The organism is Pseudomonas sp. gcc21, assembly GCF_012844345.1.
Taxonomy (GTDB): Bacteria; Pseudomonadota; Gammaproteobacteria; order Pseudomonadales; family Pseudomonadaceae; genus Halopseudomonas.
Map to the genome: position 1 here is coordinate 1,380,310 of NZ_CP051625.1, position 20,160 is coordinate 1,400,469.

A 20,160-nucleotide genomic window follows, 5' to 3' on the forward strand; every position below is an offset into this window, starting at 1 on the left:
GCGCAGGTCAAAGGACCGTTCCGGCGATACACCATACTGCCTTGCCTGCTGTCCATTCCACATCACCAAACTGCTCTCCTCGTGCCGTGCGCCATACTGAATAGGGGATCCGATCTCGACAGGACACGACCGACGGCGTCCCCATCTGCCGTTCCATGCTACTGCTGATCGAGCCAGTCCTTGATCAGCGGCCAGGCATTTTCCAGCAATATCGGTTGCGCCCTGGCAGTCGGGTGAATTCTATCCGATTGCATCAAATCCGCTACCTCCGCAACGTCAGCCAGGAAAAAAGGCATCAACGGGACATCCTGTTCATCCTGGATGTCAGCAAAAACCTGCTCGAAGGCGCGGGTGTAGCGTATGCCGTAATTAGGCGGGATCCGCATGCCGAGCAGAACAACGTCCGCGCCGGCATCACGCGCCTTGCGCACCATCGCTGAAAGATTCTGTTTCATTTCGGTGGGCGGTAACCCGCGCAGGCCGTCATTCCCGCCCAGCTCGATCACCACCAGCTCCGGCTCATGCTTATCAAGCAGCGCCGGCAAGCGGGCGTGGCCGCCGGCTGTGGTGTCGCCACTGACCGAGGCATTCACCACCTCATGGGGATAGCCTTGCTCTCGAAGCCGCTCCTGCAGGAGCGCAACCCAGCCTTGTTCAATTTCCAGACCGAAAGCGGCACTGATACTATCGCCGACAATCAGTATGTTCTGGACCGCCGCTGCAGGGAAAGCAAGCAGACAAAACAGGCAGGTAGCCAGGCATTTCTTCAGAAACTTCATAAGGCATCCACCATGTCCGAAAGCGTGATAATCGCCCGCCACCTTAGCAAAGTCGTTCGTAGCTCGGAAGCAGAGCTGACCATTCTCGATGACCTCAGTCTGAGCATTGAACGCGGCAGCAGCGTGGCGATTGTCGGTGCCTCCGGCTCGGGTAAATCCACCCTCCTCAGTGTTCTCGCCGGGCTGGATCTGCCAACGACCGGTGAAGTAACCCTGGCGGGGCAACCGCTCGGCTCCCTCGATGAAGACCAGCGGGCTGCGCTGCGCGCGCAGCATGTCGGTTTTGTATTTCAGTCCTTTCAGCTGCTCGCCAGCCTGACAGCGCTGGAGAATGTCATGCTGCCGCTGGAACTACACGGCCGCACTGACGCGCGCGAGCGCGCGGCTCAACTGCTTGACCGGGTAGGTCTGGGTCAGCGGACCACGCATTATCCCAACCAACTGTCCGGCGGCGAACAGCAACGGGTGGCGATAGCCCGGGCATTCGCCAGCGAACCCGACATCCTGTTTGCGGACGAGCCGACCGGCAATCTTGATGCCGGTACCGGCCAGCGCATCACCGATCTGCTGTTTCAGCTGAACCGCGAACAGGGCGCGACACTGGTGATGGTTACCCACGACCAGCGCCTGGCCGAACGCTGCGAATCAGCGCTGCAACTGGAGGCCGGCCGACTGCTGGAGCCGGCGGCATGAACGGCCAGAGCATCCCGCTGGCAACCCGACTGCTCGCTCGGGAATGGCGGGCAGGCGAACTGCGCGTACTGATTCTGGCACTGGTCATCGCGGTACTGGTCAGCACGGCGATCAGCTTTTTTACCGACCGTCTGCAACGCGGCATGGTCAGTCGCGCCGCGGAATTTCTCGGTGCCGACATGGTGGTGTCGTCGCGCGCGCCGCTGCCTGAAGAGTTCCTTCAGCAAGCTGTCCAGCTCGGCCTCGAGCACACCAGCATGGTCGAGTTTGCCAGCGTCACGGCCAGCGCGAACGACATGCAGTTGTCCAGCATCAAGGCAGTCGGACCAGGCTACCCGCTGCGCGGTCAGGTGCGCATCAGCGATGAGCTGTTCGGTCCCGAACGTGTACCTGACGGCATTCCGGCACCGGGTGAGGTCTGGATTGAGGCTCGCCTGCTGACCATTCTCGGGCTTGAACCCGGCGATACGCTGGAGATTGGTTACAGCAATCTCCGTATCAGTGCACTGCTGACCCACGAACCGGACCGGGCCGGGGATTTTTACAGCCTCAATCCCCGCGTACTGATGAACCTGGCAGACCTCGAGGCGACACGCGTCATTCAGACCGGCAGCCGGGAACGCTATCGTCTGTTGCTCAGCGGCAGCGAAGACGCCCACTCGACTTACCGGCAATGGTTGACGCCACGTCTGGCGGAAAATCAACGGCTTACAACGGTGGGTGACGATAATCGGCGTATCGGTAATGCGCTCGACCGTGCCAGTCAGTTCCTGGGCATCGCCAGCATTGCCGCTGTGGTACTTGCCGGCGTGGCAGTTGCCTTGTCGGCCAGCCGTTTCGCCACTCGACATTTCGATACCAGCGCCCTGCTCCGCTCCATGGGCGCGAGTCGCCGCCGCGTGATGAGCATTTTTACCATTCAGTTAGCGGTTATCGGTCTGTTCGCCACGCTGATCGGTCTAGCGCTGGGTTGGCTTATGCAGTGGGGATTGGTGCTGGTGCTGCGCGATCTATTACCGCCGAATCTGCCGGGTGTAGGACTCAAGCCGTTGGCAGTTGGCGCAGCTACAGGTTTGATTGGTCTGGCTGGCTTTGCTTTGCCGCCGCTGATACGTCTTGGCCAGGTTGCGCCCTTGCGCGTCCTGCGACGCGATCTCGCGCCCTTGCCGAGCAGCGCCTGGCTGATCTACGGCCTGGCATTCGCTGCATTGACCATTCTGATGTGGCAGTTCACCGGCAATCTGCAGATTACCCTCGCTGTGGTTTTCGGTGGCGCTGTCGCCGCCTTACTGCTCGGCCTGCTGGCGTGGCTACTGCTGCGTCTGATTGGCCAGCGGCTACGCCACGCCAGTCTGGCGTGGCGCCTGGGCACCGGTCAGCTGCTCAAGCAACCAATGGTTGCTGCCGGGCAGGTGTTGGCGTTCGGCCTGATCATGATGTCCATGGTGGTCATTCTGATTCTGCGTACCGAACTGCTTGATGCCTGGCAGGCTCAGTTGCCCGACGATGCGCCCAACCACTTCGCAATGAATATTCTGCCCGCCGAAGAACAGGCCTTCCGCGCCAAGCTGGACGCGATCGGCGCGGTGGCTGCCCCGCTCTACCCGATCACCCCGGGGCGCCTGACTGAAGTCAACGGCGAGCCGGTGCGCGAGCTGGTCACCAAGGAAACGCAGGCGGAGCGCGCCATAAACCGTGACCTGAGCCTGACCTGGTCGGCGGAGCTACCGCCAGACAACCGGGTGCGCGACGGCCAGTGGTGGGACCAGCTGCCGCAGGACGGCGCACCCAGGGTGTCGATCGAAGCCGAGCTGGCGGACAACATGGGCGTCGAGGTCGGGGATGTGCTGACCTTTGTCATAGCTGGCATGGTCATCGAGACACCCGTGGCCAGCATCCGTGAGGTTGAGTGGGATAACTTCACGCCGAACTTCTTCATGATCTTCTCCCCCGGCACGCTCGACGATGCACCGGCCACGCTATTGACCAGCTTCAGCCTGCCAACTGACCAACGCGAAGACTTGCGCGAGCTGGTACGGGCTTTTCCGGCCATGACGCTGCTGGAGGTTGAAGCCATCCTGCAGCAGATCCGCGACATCCTTTCGCAGGTCACGCTGGCAGTGGAGTATGTGTTGATCTTCGTATTGCTGGCAGGCTTTACCGTGCTCTTTGCCTCCTTGCAGGCGACGCTGGATACTCGGCTGTACGAAGGCGCGCTGTTACGTACACTGGGCGCCCGCAAATCGCTGCTGCGTCAGGCCAACCGCCTGGAATTCGCCCTGCTCGGTGCGCTGTCAGGGCTGCTGGCTATCGCCGCAGCAGAGCTGATTACCTTGCTGCTGTACCGCTTTGCGCTGGATCTGGAATGGCGTCCACACTGGTTGCTGTGGCTACTGGTCCCGCTGGCCGGTGCACTGTTGATCGGCATCGCCGGCGCTCTTGGCACCCGAGCGGTTGTCAATCAAAGTCCCATGCGACTGATCAATCAGGGAAGCTGAACATGAGCCGTTACCGTCCACCACGTTCCGCCGGAACGCCTTTGATTACTGCTGCCGGTGCCCAGCGCCTGCGCGATGAATTGCATGAGCTATGGCATGTCCAGCGCCCCGCCGTTACCCAGTCGGTCAGCGAGGCTGCTGCTCAAGGCGATCGTTCGGAGAACGCAGAATATACGTACGGGAAAAAGATGCTGCGGCAGATTGACAGTCGTGTGCGCTTCCTGCGCCGTCGTCTGGAAAACCTCAAGGTCATCGACCAGCCCCCGGCTGACCGCAACAAGGTGTTCTTTGGCGCGACGGTTGAGCTCGAGGATGAGGACGGTGAGGCGCACGCAGTGCGTATCGTCGGGCCCGACGAAATCGAACCCAGACTGCAGCACATCAGCATCGACAGCCCCATGGCTCGGGCGCTTTTAGGCAAGACCCTGGACGATGAAGTAATAGTGCGTGCCCCCTCCGGCGAACGCAGCTACTACATCATTGCCATTGAGTATCCGGGGCTGTGAAGCCGAGATCCAGCCGGGTCTTGTCCGAAGCACCGATCCCGGTAGGAGTGTCGCCCTCGGCACGACCTGGCCACAGGCCGGCCAACGCAGTCCGCAGGACAGCTGGAATCGGCGGGCACGGAGTCGACTAACAGCAAACCCAAGTCGCGCTACGCACGCCGTCGGGCCGAGGGCGACCCTCCTACGAGCCGTGCGCCCAGTTTGCTGCGCGACAGCCCGCCGCCGCAGGCGAGGCGGAGATCCCTTCAGATACGCAGTTGTCCATCGACCAGCTCAGCCGCCCCGCCCGTGCGGAGCGGTCAGATCCAGCCCGTCACCCAGCGGAACGATTCGTGTCGGATTGATCGTTGCGTGACTGTAGTAGTAATGCTGTTTGATATGGTCCAGGTTCACCGTTTCGGCGATGCCTGGCATCTGATAAAGCTCGCGCACGAAGCCCGTGATGCTCGGATAGTCTTCGATGCGCCGGATGTTGCACTTGAAATGACCGTGGTACACCGGATCGAAGCGTACCAGCGTAGTGAACAGTCGCCAGTCCGCTTCGGTGAGCTGATCGCCTGCAAGATACCGCCGCTCGCTGAGTAGATTCTCGACCCAGTCCAGCGCCTCGAACAGCTCGGTGCATTCCTGCGCATAGACGTCCTGACTGGTGGCGAAGCCAGCCTTGTATACGCCGTTATTGATGTGGTCGTAGACTCGGCGGTTGATTGCATCGATTTCGCTTCGCAGCGGTTCGGGATAGTAGTCATCGCTATTGCCGGTCAGCTCGTTGAAAGCGCTGTTGAAGATGCGAATGATCTCAGCCGACTCGTTATTCACGATGGTCTCTTCGTGCTTGTCCCACAGTACGGGCACCGTGACCCGCCCCGTATAGTCGGATTTGGCGCGCGTATAGAGCTGATAATGACGGGTGAAGCCATACAGCGGCTCCGGCGGATCGTAGGTCCAGCCCTCCTCCAGCATCGGTGGCTCGACCCAGGTGATGTCGATATGCTGCTCCAGCCCCTTGAGTTTGCGCATGATCAGAGTGCGGTGCGCCCACGGACATGCGAGCGAAACGTACAGGTGATAACGCCCTGACTCAGGTGCAAACCGACCGCCCGTCTCGACGGTGTTGCGGAACCCCGCATCCTCACGTACAAAGGCTCCGCCGGTGCTCTTGGTGTCGTACCACTCATCGTGCCAGGTACCCTTCACGAGGCGCCCCATATCTCATCCTCCTGTCTGTCGTGCGGCTTTCCAGCCTGACAGCTGGCAGGCGCGATGACCAGTTTCGAAAAAACGTTGCGGCAAAAACCCTGCAGTGCGCGTATACTATTCGATCTAATTATTCCCCAAGGTTCACTTCAAGTATGTCCGATACCGCTCCGGCGGCACCGCAGTTCGCCGATCTTGGCTTGCCTGCACCGCTCCTTGAGGCTCTTGCCAGCCTCGGTTATGAAACACCCTCACCGATCCAAGCCGAGGCCATTCCTACCCTTCTGGCCGGCGATGACCTGCTGGGTCTGGCCCAGACAGGTACCGGCAAGACCGCAGCCTTCGCGCTGCCGGTACTGGCTGGTATTGACGTCAGCCTGCGCGCCACTCAGGCGTTGATACTGACACCAACCCGCGAGTTGGCCTTGCAGGTCGCTGAAGCACTGCAACGTTATGCGCAGAATATGCGCGGCTTCTCGGTTCTGGCACTGTATGGCGGATCCGCTTTCGCGCCGCAGTTCAAGGCACTGGAGCGCGGCGCCCATGTCGTGGTCGCCACCCCGGGCCGCCTCACCGACCACATGCGTCGTGGCAGCATCAAGTTCGAAAACATGCGCTTCCTGGTTCTCGACGAAGCCGACGAAATGCTCAAGATGGGCTTCGCCGACGACCTGGATGCTGTCTTTGAGAAAGTCCCTGCGACCACGCAGAAGGCCCTGTTCTCCGCCACCATGCCGGCTGGTGTACGCACCGTCGCGCGCAAACATATGCGCGAGCCGAAGGAAATTCGCCTGCACAGCGGCAAGAGCAGCAGCCTGGACACCATTACCCAGAAAGTCTGGGAAGTGTCCAATCACCACAAACTGGACGCCATGACCCGCCTGCTCGAAGTCGAGCCGGTCGAAGCCATGATCGTTTTCGTACGCACCAAGACCGCCAGCATGGAATTGGCCGAGCGGCTGGAAGCACGAGGCTTTGCCGCTGCTGCGCTGAATGGTGACCTGAGCCAGCAGCTGCGCGAGCAGGTTGTTGACCGCCTCAAGCGTGGCTTGCTCGACATCGTTGTTGCGACTGACGTTGCCGCGCGTGGTCTGGACGTGGACCGCATCACCCACGTTCTCAACTACGACCTGCCCCATGACAGCGAATCCTACGTTCACCGTATCGGTCGCACCGGTCGTGCGGGCCGTACCGGGACAGCAATCCTCTTCGCCACGCCGCGTGAGCGTCGCTTGCTGCACCTGCTGGAAAAGGCTACCGGTCAGAAGATCGAACCACAGCAGCTGCCGAGTGCCGATGCCGTGCGTACCGGTCGTCTGAGCAAGCTCGCCGGGCGTTTGAATGCTGCACGTGAGAACACCGGCGCGTTGCAGCAGCAGCTGGTCAATGACCTGCTCGAGCTGACCAACATGGAGCCGAATGAACTGGCAGCCAGCCTGTTGGCGATTCTGCCCAGCGCGAAAACGCTGGTCGAGCCGGTCGCTGACTTGCCTGCTGCCCCGCCACGTCGTGAACAAAGCGATGACCGCGACAGCGGACTGATTCGCTACAAGGTACAGGGCGGACGCTCCAATGGCTTGATGCCCAAGCCTCTGGTTGACGCTCTGGTTCGCCATGCGCGGCTGCAGCGTGGTCAGATTGGTCACATCAAGATGTTCACCGAGCACACCGGCGTCTACTTGCCGCCGCTGGATGACGCAACATTGGCCAAGCTGGCCAATGTTGAGATCAATGGCGTTGCACTGCAGATCCGCGCCTGGCCACTGCCGCCCGGTGAAACAGACCGGCCGCCACGTAGCAGCCGCCCGCCGCGCAGGGACTTCCCCAGCAAGCCCCGTGCGCCGCGGCCGCCACGTAGCGCCTGATAGCCCTGCCCATGGAATGGATCGATATCGGCGTCAATCTGACTGACGCCGCTTTTGATAAAGACCGTGAGGCCGTGCTGGACCGGGCCCGTGAAGCGGGCGTCAGCCAGATGGTGCTGACGTCCACTTCGCTGGAAAGCTGCCCGGTTACCCAGGCGCTCTGCGCCCAGGCTCCTGATCAACTTTTCTGTACCGCCGGGGTTCATCCCCATGAGGCCCGCCACTGGAATGCCGCCCAGGCATCCGACCTTCGTTCTCTTGCCACAGCAGACAGCGTCAAGGCGATCGGCGAATGTGGCCTGGATTTCAACCGCGACTTCTCTCCCCGCCCACTCCAGCTCAAAGCACTGGAAGATCAATTAAGCCTGGCAGCCGAACTCGGTTACCCGGTATTTCTGCACGAACGCGATGCGAGCCAGACCTTGATAGAGCTGCTCGCCGACTTCCGCGACCGTTTGCCCGCCGCAGTAGTGCACTGCTTCACGGCAGATAAACAGGCGCTGTATCGCTATCTGGATATGGACTTGCATATAGGTATCACTGGCTGGATCTGTGACGAGCGACGCGGTACCCATCTGCGTCCGTTGATGAAGGACATTCCGGCCGGCCGGCTGATGCTGGAAACCGACGCACCCTGGCTTCTGCCCAGGACCTTGTCGCCCAAGCCGAAGAATCGACGCAACGAGCCAGGCTATTTGCCATGGGTCGCCGAGATGGTGGCGGAGTGTCGTGAAGAAAGCCTCGAAACCCTTAGCGAACATACCTGCGCCACCGCGCGACGCTTTTTCAATCTGCCGCCTGGTCAAACCTCTCAGTAGTACCGCTACCGCTAGTCGCACAGCCCTTGGCGTAGCTTAAAATCCGAGCAATGATGGGAACTTACGCGAGCCTGTTCAGGCTCAACCTGCATTCAGGCCGTACGTGGAGTTCTTCGGTCATGTCATCTTTCTTCAAGTCCACATTTCGTAGCCTGATTCCCGCTCTTGCCCTGGCACTGGCGGCTGCGCCGCTCAGCGCTGAAGATGTCGGCAAGCTACCTGCCAAAGTCAGCTCCGCCCTTGCAGCAGCCCGCGTTCCAGCCAGCGCGTTTTCGTTAGCGGTGATCCCCCTTGAAGGCCAGGGCATGTCCCAGTTCATCAACGCTGACCAGGCATTCAACCCTGCCTCGACCATGAAACTGGTCACGACCTACGCTGCGCTGGAAATTCTTGGCCCGACCTACCAGTGGCGTGCCGGCCTGTACGGAACCGGTCCGGTACGTGACGGCGTTCTGCACGGTGATCTGGTATTTGATACCGATGGCGACCCCAAGCTGACCATGGATCGCGTATGGGTAATGCTGCGCGAGCTGCGCGCCAATGGCGTACGCGAGATCAAGGGTGACCTGGTACTCAAACCCGGCGATCTGTTGCTGCCGCTCGGTGCAGCACCCTTTGATGACGACGGCAATGACCCCAGCCGTCCGTTTCTGGTGGAACCTGACCCGCTGCTGACCAACCTCAAATTGTTTACGTTGAGCACCTTTGCCGAGGGTGACAAGACGCGGGTTCACTTGGACCCGGCGCTGCCCGAAGTGAAGCTGGATAATCAGGTCAAGACGCTCCCGGCGGTCAAGTCCTGCCCCTGGCCCAACGTCGCGTATTCGGTGAAAGATAATGGCAGACAGGCGCAGGTCACGCTGACGGGCGCGCTGCACGAGGGCTGCTCGACCCAGCGTTATCTCTCTGCGCTGAATGCGCAGACTTACACCGGCAGTCTGGTGCGTACGCTGTGGCAGGAAATGGGTGGCCAGATCCGTGGCGAGACCCGACTCGGCGAAGTGCCACCGAAGGCGCGTCGGCTGGCCACAAGCCTGTCGCCCGACCTGGTCTCGGTAGTGCGTGATATCAACAAGTACAGCAACAACACCATGGCGCGCCAGTTGTTCCTGACCATTGGCCGTGAAAACCGCAGCGCCGACGATGTGGATGATTTCCAGGCAGCCAATCGCACCATCATGTCGTGGCTGGCTGACAAGAATATCGAGCCCAATGGGCTGGTGCTGGACAACGGATCGGGCCTGTCCCGGATCGAACGCATGAGCGCCCGGGATATGGCGCAGCTTCTGGAGCAGGCCTGGAAGAGCCCCTATGCCGCCGAGTTCATCGCTTCGATGCCGCTGGCGGCCATGGACGGGACCATGCGTAAACGCTTGCGCAACACGCCCGTTGCAGGCCAGGCGCATATCAAGACAGGCGCATTGAACAGCGTGCGGGCGATCGCGGGTATTACCCGGGATGCCAATGGACAAAGCTGGGCTGTTACCGCCTTCGTCAACCACGCCACCGCTGGTGCCAGCCGCGAGGCGCTTGATCTGGTGCTACAGGACGTTCACCGTCGCGCACCCACTGATATCGCTGCCAGCCAGTGACTAGATGGTCGGGGTTAAGGCCCCGACCACTCCCCCTTCAACGAGTGATGCGCCAGGTCCGGTGGATGCGCGTATTACGCTGAAAATCCCGGTCAAGCGTTGCCGCCGAGATATCCTCCACCTGGTAGCTGGCTTCCAGCGACGGCGCCATGCGGAAGCGTCGGAAGTTATTTGAGAAATACAGCGTACCGCCGGGCGCTAGCCGGGCCATGGCCATGTCAATCAAGTGCACATGGTCACGCTGGATATCAAAAACATCCTCCATGCGCTTGGAATTCGAGAAAGTCGGCGGGTCAACAAAGATCAGATCGTATTCGCCCTCGGCCGCCTCCAGCCATTCCATTACATCAGCCTGAACCAGTTCATGCAGGTCTGACAGTCCGTTCAACGACAGATTACGTCTGGCCCAATCCAGATAGGTTCGTGACAGGTCAACGCTGGTGGTCTTGCGCGCGCCGCCGACCGCCGCATGCACCGTGGCACTGGCGGTATAACAGAACAGGTTGAGGAAGCGCTTGTCCTGTGCTTCCTGGGCAATCCGCAAACGCAGCGGACGGTGATCCAGAAACAGGCCGGTATCCAGATAATCGGTCAGGTTGACCAGCAGCTTGACCTGCCCTTCCCGCACCGTCATGAACTCGCCGCGTCTATCCATGCGCTGATACTGCTGTTTGCCGGCCTGCTTCTGGCGCTGCTTCAATACCACCCTGTCGGCGGGAATGCCGAGGGTATCGGGCAGAGCAACCAATACATCCTGCAAGCGGGCCTGAGCCTTCGCTTCGCTGATGCTCGCCGGCGCGGCATATTCCTGCACATGCGCCCAGCCGTCGTAGAGGTCAATCGCAACGGCGAATTCGGGCATATCGGCGTCGTACACGCGATAGCAGGAAATATCCTGCTGGCGTGCCCACTTGCCCAGCGCCTTGAGGTTTTTCTTCAGACGATTGGCAAACATTTGCGCCGATTCGCTGAGCCGCGCTGCAGTCGGGGCAGAAGACGCAGGCGCTGCAGACGTGTCTGTGCGGGTGCGCGAGGATGCCGGTTGCGGATTCTCGACTGCCGGTCGCTGCTCGGCCCTGTCATTGCCACGGACAGGGTTGTCGCCCGTGACAAAACGCTCGGGTACCAGGTCCATCAGCAGAAGCTTGCAGGGGATCGCCCCGTTCAGCAACGAGTACTGCTTATGGCTGCGGATACCCATACGTTTGCCCAGATCAGGGTTACCGGTAAATATTGCCGCCTGCCAGCCGGGGCACTGCTGACGCAGCACTTCGCCGAGTTTCTGATACAGATACACCAGACTGGCCGCCTCGCCCAGACGCTCGCCGTAGGGCGGATTACACACCACCAGCCCTTTCTGGCCACGATCCGGTGCCGGCGCAAAGGTGGCCAACTCACCTTGATAGACCTTCACCCATTCGCTCAATCCGGCGCGCTGGATGTTGTTACGCAGCGGTTGCAGCATGCGCGGATCGGCCTCGTAACCCCGAATCCACAGTGGCGGTTTTGCCAGTCCGGCCTCCGCCCGCTGCTGTGCCTGCTCAAGCACGGGCTGCCATTGATCAGGATCGTGCTGCAGCCAGTTACTGAAGCCCCAATGCTTACGCTGAAGGTTCGGCGCAACGTCAGCAGCCATCAGCGCCGCTTCGATCAGGAAGGTGCCCGAGCCACACATCGGGTCGGCCAGCGCAGCGCCTTCAGCCGCCAGTGCAGGCCAGCCCGCGCGCAGCAGGATCGCCGCCGCCAGGTTTTCCTTGAGCGGCGCGGCACCCTGTTGCAGGCGGTAACCGCGTTGATGCAGGCTTTGGCCGGACAGATCGATCGCCAGTTGGGCTTCATTGCTGCGGCAGAACACGTTGATGCGCAGATCAGGATTGTTCTTGTCCACCGAGGGCCGGGTGCCGTCTGCCTGGCGCAGCACGTCAACCACCGCGTCCTTGACCTTCAACGACCCGAAGTGGGTGTTATCCACCCCCGGCAGAATACCGGTGAAATCAACGGCCAGACTGTCGTCGGCACGCATATGACTGGCCCAGTCGATGCGCGCCACGCCGTCATAGAGGTCCTGGACGTCGCCGACAGCAAAGCGGTCGAGAACCAGCAATACCCGGTTCGCCAGACGCGACCACAGGCAGATGCGGTAGCCCAGCGCGAGATCACCGCTGACGCTGACACCCGCTACGGTCTCCTTGGCGCTCCCAGCACCCAAGGCCAGCAGTTCGTCCAGAAGCAGACCTTCAAGGCCCTTTGGACAGGTAATAAAAAATTCAACAGTGGAGCGCATCTAATTGATTTCCAGATTGTGTTTCGATTGAGCGTGAGAGCACAGGATCTTCACGCTTAAGTAACAATGTATTCATGCCATTTTGATATTTGGACAGGCCGCTCTGGTTAGGGTACAACAGAGCAATCGCTTTTGTGTTGCAAGCTGCAGAACATGCAGCCGGGCCTGACAGGCGGCGGCGCATGGGTTCCAGGGCATTTGCTCTGGAGCCAACCGCCCGCCTCGCTGGTTGCGAGACGGGTATGTCATATCAAGTGAGGGTTCTACCTTATGAGAAGACTGAAGCGTGATCCTGTGGAAAGAGCATTCCTCCGCGGGTACCAGAATGGTGTTCATGGCAAGTCCCAAGATTCCTGCCCCTTCAATAGCGCCGCCGCACGACAGAACTGGATTAACGGTTGGCGGGAGGGCCGTGCCGATCACTGGGCCGGCTTCAAGGGCATATCCGGCGTGCATCGCCTGAACGAAATGCGCGCCGTAGGTTAATTCCCCCGAGTACGATTTCTCCAAAGGCGCTCTCTCCAAGCGCCGGGCCTTGCAGGCCCAACCGGCCCCCGCAGTGCGGGGGCCAACCAGACGGCACTTCTCCCTGCTTACCGGTTCTTTCCGTTATCGCCTGATCAGGTTCGGATAGCTGCAATCGCATCCGCACATTCACGTATCAGTTCAGGGCCACGGTAGATAAAGCCGCTATAGAGCTGCACCAGACTGGCACCCGCCTTGACCTTATCCGCTGCATCCGCCCCACATAAAATCCCGCCGGCGCCGATAATCGGCAAGCGTCCGTTAAGCGCTGAGGCCAACACGCGGATGACTTCCGTCGATGCCTCGGTCAATGGACCGCCGGACAGACCGCCCGCTTCCTCGGCATGCTTCAGGCCTTCCACTGCGCCGCGCTCGAGCGTGGTGTTGGTAGCGATGACCGCATCCATGCCCTGGTCGACCAGCGTTTGCGCGACCATTGTCAGCTCCTCCGGGTTCATGTCCGGCGCGATCTTGATCGCCACCGGCACGTAACGCCCGTGTTGCCGGCTCAGTTCCAGCTGGCAGGTTTTAATCTGTTCCAGCAGTTCCTTGAGCGTGTCGCCAAATTGCAGAGTGCGCAGCCCGGGGGTGTTGGGTGAGGACAGATTGACTGTCACGTAGCCCGCACGGCTGTAAACTTTGCGCAGACATACCAGATAATCGTCCACCGCGCGCTCAACCGGCGTGAACACGTTCTTGCCTATATTGATCCCCAGCACGCCCTTGTAACGCACCCTGGCAAGCCGTTCGAGCAACGCATCCACACCCTGGTTATTGAAGCCCATGCGGTTGATGATCGCGTTGCGCTCCGGCAAACGGAACAGCCGCGGCCGCGGGTTACCGGGTTGCGGCAAAGGCGTCACCGTGCCGACTTCGATGAAGCCGAACCCCAGCCCTGCCAGGCCGTCAACAGCGACACCGTTCTTGTCCAGCCCTGCGGCCAACCCGACGGGGTTATCAAAAACCTGTCCCATGACTTCCACCGGCTGGCGTGCTACCGGCTGCGCCAGATGCTTTTCCAGCCCAAGCCGCCCGGCGGCACCGATCATGTCCAGAGCAAGATCATGGGAAGTTTCTGCAGGCAGGCGAAACAGCAGGGAGCGCAACGTGGAATACATGAAGTCAGGCCTTGGTGGGGAATGTCGGTGCGAGAGTATACCGGCTTGCAGCGCTCAAGGCTTCAAGCGCTCGAGTGACACCAGCTGACCCTGCGCGGTGAAGGTCATGACAAAGCTGCCATAAATACCTTCGTGCGTCAGAAACCGGCGTAGATGGTGGGCCGGCAGGCTGATGCGCCGACCGTCCCGGCTAAGCATCGTGACCCGCTTGGCGGTTCCCCGATACCATTCGAGGAACCGCTCGGCGGGCAACGACAGATCAAAAATCAACTGCTGCATGGCTCTCCTTGCTGGATCAACCCATGTGGTTGTTGGCCCCCTGTGCCAGATCCAGCAATTCTCGCATAGCTACCGAGATCATGGGATAGTCCCCGGTCGTCGCACTCTTGAGATCTGTGAGCATACTGCGCCAGCGCACCAGCAATTGCTCGTTGCGCTCCATCCAGTTGTCAACCACCGCATCGACGTCCGTATCCTCGCTGGAGGATTGCAATGCCGAGACGGTCATGGTCCGCAACAGGCCATCCAGATCGTCGCGATAGCTCTCCCGCGCCAGCGCCTGCCAGTGATTGTCCACCTGCAGGTTGGACACCAGCTGGCCGAACCAGGGGATCTGTAACTCGCTACCCAGCACGAAGGACACCCGCGCCACCCGCTCCGTTGGCTGACCGGTGGCGTCCGCCGCTTCGATAATGCCGAGCATTGAATAGAACAGCCCGGTCCCGGCAATCATGCGAGCAATCTGCTCTGGAACACCCGCCGTCAGATAGCTGTTGTAACGTGTCTCCCACACGCCTCGCTTAGGGCCTTCGAACAGGCCGTCGAACTGTTCGGCAAGCGCCACGATCCGCGGCCCGAAATGCGCCACCTCATCAGCCGCGCGCAGGTCTAGCCGACGGTTGCGGATGAACCAGCGCGTGGCCCGGCGGCCGAGACGCATCAGATCATCCATTAGATCAAACTGGACCTGCGCCGGCACCTGATAATCCAGCGCTTCGATGGTCGCGAAATGATAATTCAGACGGAACACGTCGCGGGCGACCACATAGGCCCGAGCGATTTCTCCGACCGATGCGCCGGTTGATTGCTCCAACCGCCGCTGGAAGGTCACACCCATGTGGTTGACCATGTCGTTGGCCAGCTGGGTAGCGATAATCTCGCGACGCAAGCGGTGTCCGGCCAACGCATCTTCATGACGTTCCACCAGGGTCGACGGAAAGGCTGTATGCAGTTCCTCACCCAAGTATTCGTCATCCGGTACATCGGAGGCAGCCAGCGTTTCCTTGAGATCAGCTTTGGAGTAGGAAATCAGGATCGCCAGCTCCGCACGGGTCAGGCCCTCGCCGCGTGCCGAGCGCTCGGCCAGGTGCTCGTCCTCGGGAATGAACTCCAGCGAACGGCTCAGTTTGCCGGAGGCCTCCAGCGCGCTGATCAGGCGGCGATATTCGCCCATGGCCAGACGTGCCTGGCGCTCAGCTAGACTGATCGCCTGGGTCTGCTTGTAGTTATTGGCCAGCACCAGGCCTGCGACTTCATCGGTCATGCTGGCCAGCAGGCGGTTACGCTGCTTGCCGGTCATCTCCTGGGTGGCGACCACTTCGTTGAGCAGGATCTTGATATTGACCTCATGGTCGGAGCAGTCGACGCCACCGGCATTATCGATAAAGTCGGTATTGCAGCGGCCACCGTTGAGGCTGTACTCGATGCGGCCACGCTGCGTCATCCCCAGGTTGCCGCCCTCCCCGACCACCTTGCAGCGCAGCTCCGCTCCATCGACCCGGACTCCGTCATTGGCTTTGTCGCCCACATCGGCATGGCTTTCTGCAGCGCTCTTGACGTAAGTACCGATACCGCCGTTCCAGATCAGATCAACCGGCGCCTTGAGCAGGCGATTGATAAGCTCGGCTGGAGTGAGCGTGTCCTCGCTGATGTCAAACAACGCCTGCATCTGCGAGGTGAGCTGAATCTGCTTGAGGCTGCGCTCAAATACACCGCCGCCTTCGGAAATCAACTCGCTGCTGTAATCGCTCCAGCTGGAACGGGGCATGTTGAACAGCCGCTCACGCTCGACAAAGCTCGCCTCCGGATCAGGGTCCGGATCAATGAAAATATGCATATGGTTGAACGCCGCAACCACTTTCAACTTGCGCGACAACAGCATGCCGTTGCCGAACACATCACCCGCCATATCGCCAATGCCAACGACCGTGACCGGCTGTTCCTGAACATTGACCCCCAGCTCGCGGAAATGCCGCTGCACCGACACCCATGCACCCCGCGCCGTGATGCCCATGGCCTTGTGGTCATAACCCGCCGAGCCGCCGGAGGCGAACGCATCCCCCAGCCAGAAGTTATATTGCGCGGCGATGGCGTTGGCGATATCGGAGAAGCTCGCCGTGCCCTTGTCCGCCGCGACCACCAGATAAGGATCATCGTCATCGTGACGAACAACCTGCTCCGGCGGCACCACGACACCCTCAACGTAATTATCAGTTATATCAAGCAAACCTCTGATAAATAGGCGATAACATGCGATAGCTTCCTGCTGGATCTCGTCCCGCGATCCGCCAGCCGGCAAGCGGCGCGGTACGAATCCGCCCTTCGCCCCAACCGGTACGATGACCGCGTTCTTGACCTGCTGCGCCTTGACCAGACCCAGCACCTCGGTGCGGTAATCCTCCTCGCGATCCGACCAGCGCAACCCTCCACGGGCCACCTTGCCACCGCGCAGGTGAACCCCTTCGAAGCGCGGCGAGTAGACATATATTTCAAACATTGGCCGAGGTAGCGGTAACTCCGGAATTCGCTGGGGATCGAACTTGATACTGATGTAATCCTTCGGACCACCGCTCTCATCGCTCTGATAGAAGTTGGTGCGCAGCGTGGCTTTGATCAGATCCAGATAACGGCGCAGGATGCGGTCCTCGTTCAACACTGCCACGTCGTCCAGCGCATTGATGATTGCCTGTTCGAGACGCTCCTCCAGCTCGGCTGCCGAGGATTTGCGCGCCAGATAAAAACGCGTCTTGAATAGTCGTACCAGCTCCCGGGCAATGGTCGAGTGGGTAACCAGCGTGTTGGCCAGATAAGGCAGTTCAAAGCCCATGCGGATCTGCTTGATGTAGCGACCATAGGTTCGCAGCAGCGCCACATCGCGCCAGGACATGCTGGCCAGCAGCACCAGGCGGTTGAACCCATCGTTCTCCGCATGGCCACGCCAGATATTGATGAAAGCGTCGCGGAACAGCTCGTTGACTTCCTGGATGTCCTGCGCACTGTCCAGCGCATAGGTGAACTCGAAATCGTGTATCCAGTACACCGGCCCGCTGGCGCTGGCGATCCGGAAGGGAAACTCACCCATGACCCGCAGCCCGAGGTTCTCCAGGATCGGCATCACGTCCGACAGGGGCAGCGGCTCATGCAAGTGATACAGCTTGCAGTGCAGCACGCCCTGCTTCTGCCGGAGCGGCTGGTAGAAGCTCATCCCCAGCGGATTCTCCTCGCTCAGGTTCAGCAGATGCTTGAGGTCAACCACGGCGGACGCGGTGGTAAAGCGTTCACTGTATCCGGCCGGAAAGCTGTCGGAGAAGTTGTCCCAGGCCTCGGTGGCATCGGCCTCGCCGAGGGTTTCGTGCAAACGGTCGCTGAAATCATCGTGCCAGCCGCGACATGCCTGGATAACATCCTGCTCAATTTTCACGTGATCTAGTTCCTGACCGTTTTTGGGGTCGACGCGCAGAATGAACTGGGTGCGCGTCAGTACCGATTCGGAGAAGTACGTCCAGAACTCACACTCGCTGGACTTAAGCCGATCCATCAGTACCGCCTGGATCCTCATACGGATATCGGTGGAATACAGATCGCGCGGCACATAGGCCAGGCAGTAGTAGAAGCGCCCATAGTTACCACGCCGCAAGAAAATGCGAATGCGGGCACGCTCCTGGATCTGCACAATGCTCAGAGCGGTATCACGCAGCTGGTCCTTGGACATCTGAAAAAGATCATCCCGCGGCAGGACCTGCAGCACCCGCTCAAGATCCTTGCCGAGATGACTATGCGGATCGAGTCCCGCTTCCTGCCTGACGAGCTCAACCTTGCGCCGCAGATGGGGGATCCTCGAAACGTCCTCGGAGTACACTCGCGAGGTATACAGGCCGGAGAAACGATGCTCGACGAGCACCTTGCCGTTTTCATCGATTTCCCGCACGGAGACATAATCCGGATAAGCCGGACGATGCACGCGGCTCAGACGAGAAGCCTTGGCGAAGGACAACAACAGGGGCGCGCGAAGATAATCCAGCACCTCTTCCGGCAGGTCAGACGTCACATCGTCGAGCGGATCGCGCACCGCTACGCCCAGGCTGTGCTCACTTTGAATACCCAGGCGCCCGTTCGGCAGCCCTTCATGTATACGGAAGCGCTCGTAGCCAAGAAAGGTGAAATGATCAGCCAGCAGCCAACGCAGGAATTCCACCGCCTCGGCACGCTCCTCAGCCGGGAATTGCGAGGCGCCTTCAACATTAAGCATTTCGACCAGTTCGCCCATGCGCTGCTGCATGGGTTCGAAATCCGTCACCGCCGCGCGCACATGGCTTAGCGCCTCGATTATGCCCGCCTGAACAGTACGCAGCTCCTGTGTACTCGCGCAGCGATCGATCTCGATAAACATCACCGATTCGGCGTGGCCCTGCGCGTCCGCATCGTTGCGACTGTACACCTGCAGCAGTTGCCCCTGCTCATCCCGCTCCACACGCATCACACTGTTCTGCATGGTATGCACGAGGTAGCCCTGTCGCTTCAGTTCCATGCGAACCGAATCGACCAGAAAGGGTGCGTCCCGATGCAGTATCTCGACCACCGAGTGGGTGGTTTGCCAACCGTGTTGCTGGGTATCGGGGTTGAAGACCCGTATTTTCTGTTCGGTGCCGTCAAACTGCTGGAAGAACCGCCAGGAGGACAGCGTGCAGCCAAGCAGATCAGAATCATGCCGGCCGCGCAGCTCCTCGAGCGGAACGATGCCGAAGAATTGCTGGCTGAATCGCACCACGTTTTCCGCATCGCCTGGCTCAACAAGCGCTTGCAAGCGATTGCCGAGCAATGCAAGCAATTCATCTTTACTACTGGCCATTATTAATGCCATGTTTCCTCCGGCAGTGATTGGGACAGGCCTGCAACAGACCTTCGAGGCATAGCTGGGTTAACATACAGCGTCCAGGCCGACCTTGGTGCCGGCCCGGAGTACGCAGCGTCACCAGCCCCAGTCTAGACCAAAAGGATGTTCTGGCAGTGACTGCCAGCAGGAGCACAAATCCATGGAAATTCATCATGACGCACCGTAACGCTCTGCTCGAACTCAAGGCCTTCATGGGTGAGCAGATTTTTGGTCAGGAACAGCTCATCGAGCGCATGCTGATTTGCCTGCTTGCAGCCGGGCATGTGCTGGTGGAAGGCGCGCCCGGCCTGGCCAAGACCCGCGCGATCAAGGTGCTTTCGGAGGGCATCGAGGCTGACTTTCATCGGGTTCAGTTCACCCCCGATCTGCTGCCGGCCGATATAACCGGCACCGAGGTGTACCGGCCCGAGACCGCCAGCTTCAGCTTCCAGCAAGGCCCCATCTTTCACCATCTGGTGCTGGCCGATGAAATCAACCGCGCTCCGGCAAAGGTGCAGTCTGCCTTACTGGAAGCGATGGCTGAACAGCAGGTGAGCATCGGCAGGCAGACCTACCCGCTGCCGGACCTGTTCATGGTCATGGCAACCCAGAATCCGATCGAGCAGGAAGGGACCTACCCGCTTCCCGAAGCGCAGCTTGACCGTTTTCTTATGCATGTGCGCATTGGTTTTCCAGACGCCGCTCTGGAGCGGCAGATTTTGCAACTGGCGCGCGGAGAAGCACGTGGCGAGGAGCCGCGAATGGCCCGGCGCATCAGCCAGGAAACCATCCTCGCCGCCCGCCAGGAGGTGCTCGAACTGTTCATGGCTGACGCGGTAGAGGAATATCTGATTCAGCTGATCATGGCGACCCGCCGACCGGAGATGTACAGCCCGCAGCTCGCCGACTGGCTGCAACTGGGCGCCAGTCCGCGCGGCACCATTGCGCTGGATCGCTGTGCACGGGCTCATGCCTGGCTTGCCGGGCGCGATTTTGTCAGCCCTGAGGACGTGCAGGCAGTCATTCATCCGGTGCTGCGTCATCGCCTGATTCTCAGTTTCGAAGCGGAAGCCGAAGGCATTGATGCTGACCGGGTCATCGCGCTCCTCCTAGAATCCGTCGCAGTCGTCTGA

Annotated in this window: 14 protein-coding genes; 8 read left to right on the forward strand and 6 right to left on the reverse strand. The window is 60.3% G+C overall.

Going from position 1 to position 20,160, the window contains the following annotated elements; all coding sequences use genetic code 11:
* Positions 1-158: 158 nt before the first annotated feature.
* Positions 159-779: an arylesterase gene (locus HG264_RS06530; protein WP_169406904.1), complete on the reverse strand. Its 621-nt coding sequence runs from the start codon at positions 777-779 to the stop codon at positions 159-161.
* A gap of 12 nt (positions 780-791) precedes the next feature.
* Between HG264_RS06530 and HG264_RS06535 the strand changes: the two genes are divergently transcribed.
* From HG264_RS06535 to greB, 3 genes are read left to right on the forward strand one after another with little or no spacing between them, the layout of a single operon-like run.
* Entirely contained in the window at positions 792-1,472 is a 681-nt protein-coding gene (locus HG264_RS06535) for an ABC transporter ATP-binding protein (RefSeq protein ID WP_169406905.1), read from the forward strand.
* Positions 1,469-3,970 (forward strand): ABC transporter permease, encoded by a 2,502-nt coding sequence (locus tag HG264_RS06540; RefSeq protein ID WP_169406906.1) that lies wholly within the window; start codon positions 1,469-1,471, stop codon positions 3,968-3,970. The genes HG264_RS06535 and HG264_RS06540 overlap by 4 nt, the downstream gene beginning before the upstream one ends.
* 2 nt (positions 3,971-3,972) lie before the next feature.
* Positions 3,973-4,476, forward strand: coding sequence for a transcription elongation factor GreB (greB, locus tag HG264_RS06545; RefSeq protein WP_169406907.1), 504 nt, complete (start codon positions 3,973-3,975; stop codon positions 4,474-4,476).
* 273 nt (positions 4,477-4,749) lie between these two features.
* Here the strand turns inward: greB and HG264_RS06550 are convergent, their stop codons facing one another.
* Positions 4,750-5,685, reverse strand: a complete 936-nt coding sequence (locus tag HG264_RS06550) for a glutathione S-transferase family protein (RefSeq protein ID WP_169406908.1) — start codon at positions 5,683-5,685, stop codon at positions 4,750-4,752.
* 143 nt (positions 5,686-5,828) lie between these two features.
* Between HG264_RS06550 and HG264_RS06555 the strand changes: the two genes are divergently transcribed.
* The 3 genes from HG264_RS06555 (at position 5,829) to dacB (ending at position 9,948) form a co-directional block, all read left to right on the forward strand.
* A complete protein-coding gene (locus tag HG264_RS06555) occupies positions 5,829-7,538 on the forward strand; it encodes a DEAD/DEAH box helicase (RefSeq protein ID WP_169406909.1) in 1,710 nt (569 codons plus the stop codon).
* Between the two features lie 11 nt (positions 7,539-7,549).
* Positions 7,550-8,356, forward strand: a complete 807-nt coding sequence (locus tag HG264_RS06560; protein ID WP_169406910.1) for a TatD family hydrolase — start codon at positions 7,550-7,552, stop codon at positions 8,354-8,356.
* A 119-nt stretch (positions 8,357-8,475) separates the two neighbouring features.
* Positions 8,476-9,948 (forward strand): D-alanyl-D-alanine carboxypeptidase/D-alanyl-D-alanine-endopeptidase, encoded by a 1,473-nt coding sequence (gene dacB / locus HG264_RS06565; RefSeq protein WP_169406911.1) that lies wholly within the window; start codon positions 8,476-8,478, stop codon positions 9,946-9,948.
* A 37-nt stretch (positions 9,949-9,985) separates the two neighbouring features.
* Here dacB and rlmKL read toward each other — a convergent pair whose 3' ends face one another.
* Positions 9,986-12,232 (reverse strand): bifunctional 23S rRNA (guanine(2069)-N(7))-methyltransferase RlmK/23S rRNA (guanine(2445)-N(2))-methyltransferase RlmL, encoded by a 2,247-nt coding sequence (gene rlmKL, locus HG264_RS06570; RefSeq protein WP_169406912.1) that lies wholly within the window; start codon positions 12,230-12,232, stop codon positions 9,986-9,988.
* Positions 12,233-12,502: 270 nt separating this feature from the next.
* On the opposite strand from rlmKL, the gene rmf reads away from it, so the two are divergent.
* On the forward strand, positions 12,503-12,718 hold the full coding sequence (rmf, locus tag HG264_RS06575) for a ribosome modulation factor (RefSeq protein WP_169406913.1): 216 nt from the start codon (positions 12,503-12,505) through the stop codon (positions 12,716-12,718).
* Positions 12,719-12,852: 134 nt separating this feature from the next.
* On the opposite strand, the gene HG264_RS06580 is transcribed toward rmf, so the two are convergent.
* From HG264_RS06580 to HG264_RS06590, 3 genes are read right to left on the reverse strand one after another with little or no spacing between them, the layout of a single operon-like run.
* A complete protein-coding gene (locus HG264_RS06580; protein WP_169406914.1) occupies positions 12,853-13,875 on the reverse strand; it encodes a quinone-dependent dihydroorotate dehydrogenase in 1,023 nt (340 codons plus the stop codon).
* Positions 13,876-13,929: 54 nt separating this feature from the next.
* On the reverse strand, positions 13,930-14,154 hold the full coding sequence (locus HG264_RS06585; protein WP_169406915.1) for a DUF2835 domain-containing protein: 225 nt from the start codon (positions 14,152-14,154) through the stop codon (positions 13,930-13,932).
* A gap of 16 nt (positions 14,155-14,170) precedes the next feature.
* Positions 14,171-19,015, reverse strand: coding sequence for an NAD-glutamate dehydrogenase (locus HG264_RS06590; RefSeq protein WP_169406916.1), 4,845 nt, complete (start codon positions 19,013-19,015; stop codon positions 14,171-14,173).
* A 185-nt stretch (positions 19,016-19,200) separates the two neighbouring features.
* On the opposite strand from HG264_RS06590, the gene HG264_RS06595 reads away from it, so the two are divergent.
* On the forward strand, positions 19,201-20,160 hold the full coding sequence (locus HG264_RS06595) for a MoxR family ATPase (protein ID WP_169406917.1): 960 nt from the start codon (positions 19,201-19,203) through the stop codon (positions 20,158-20,160).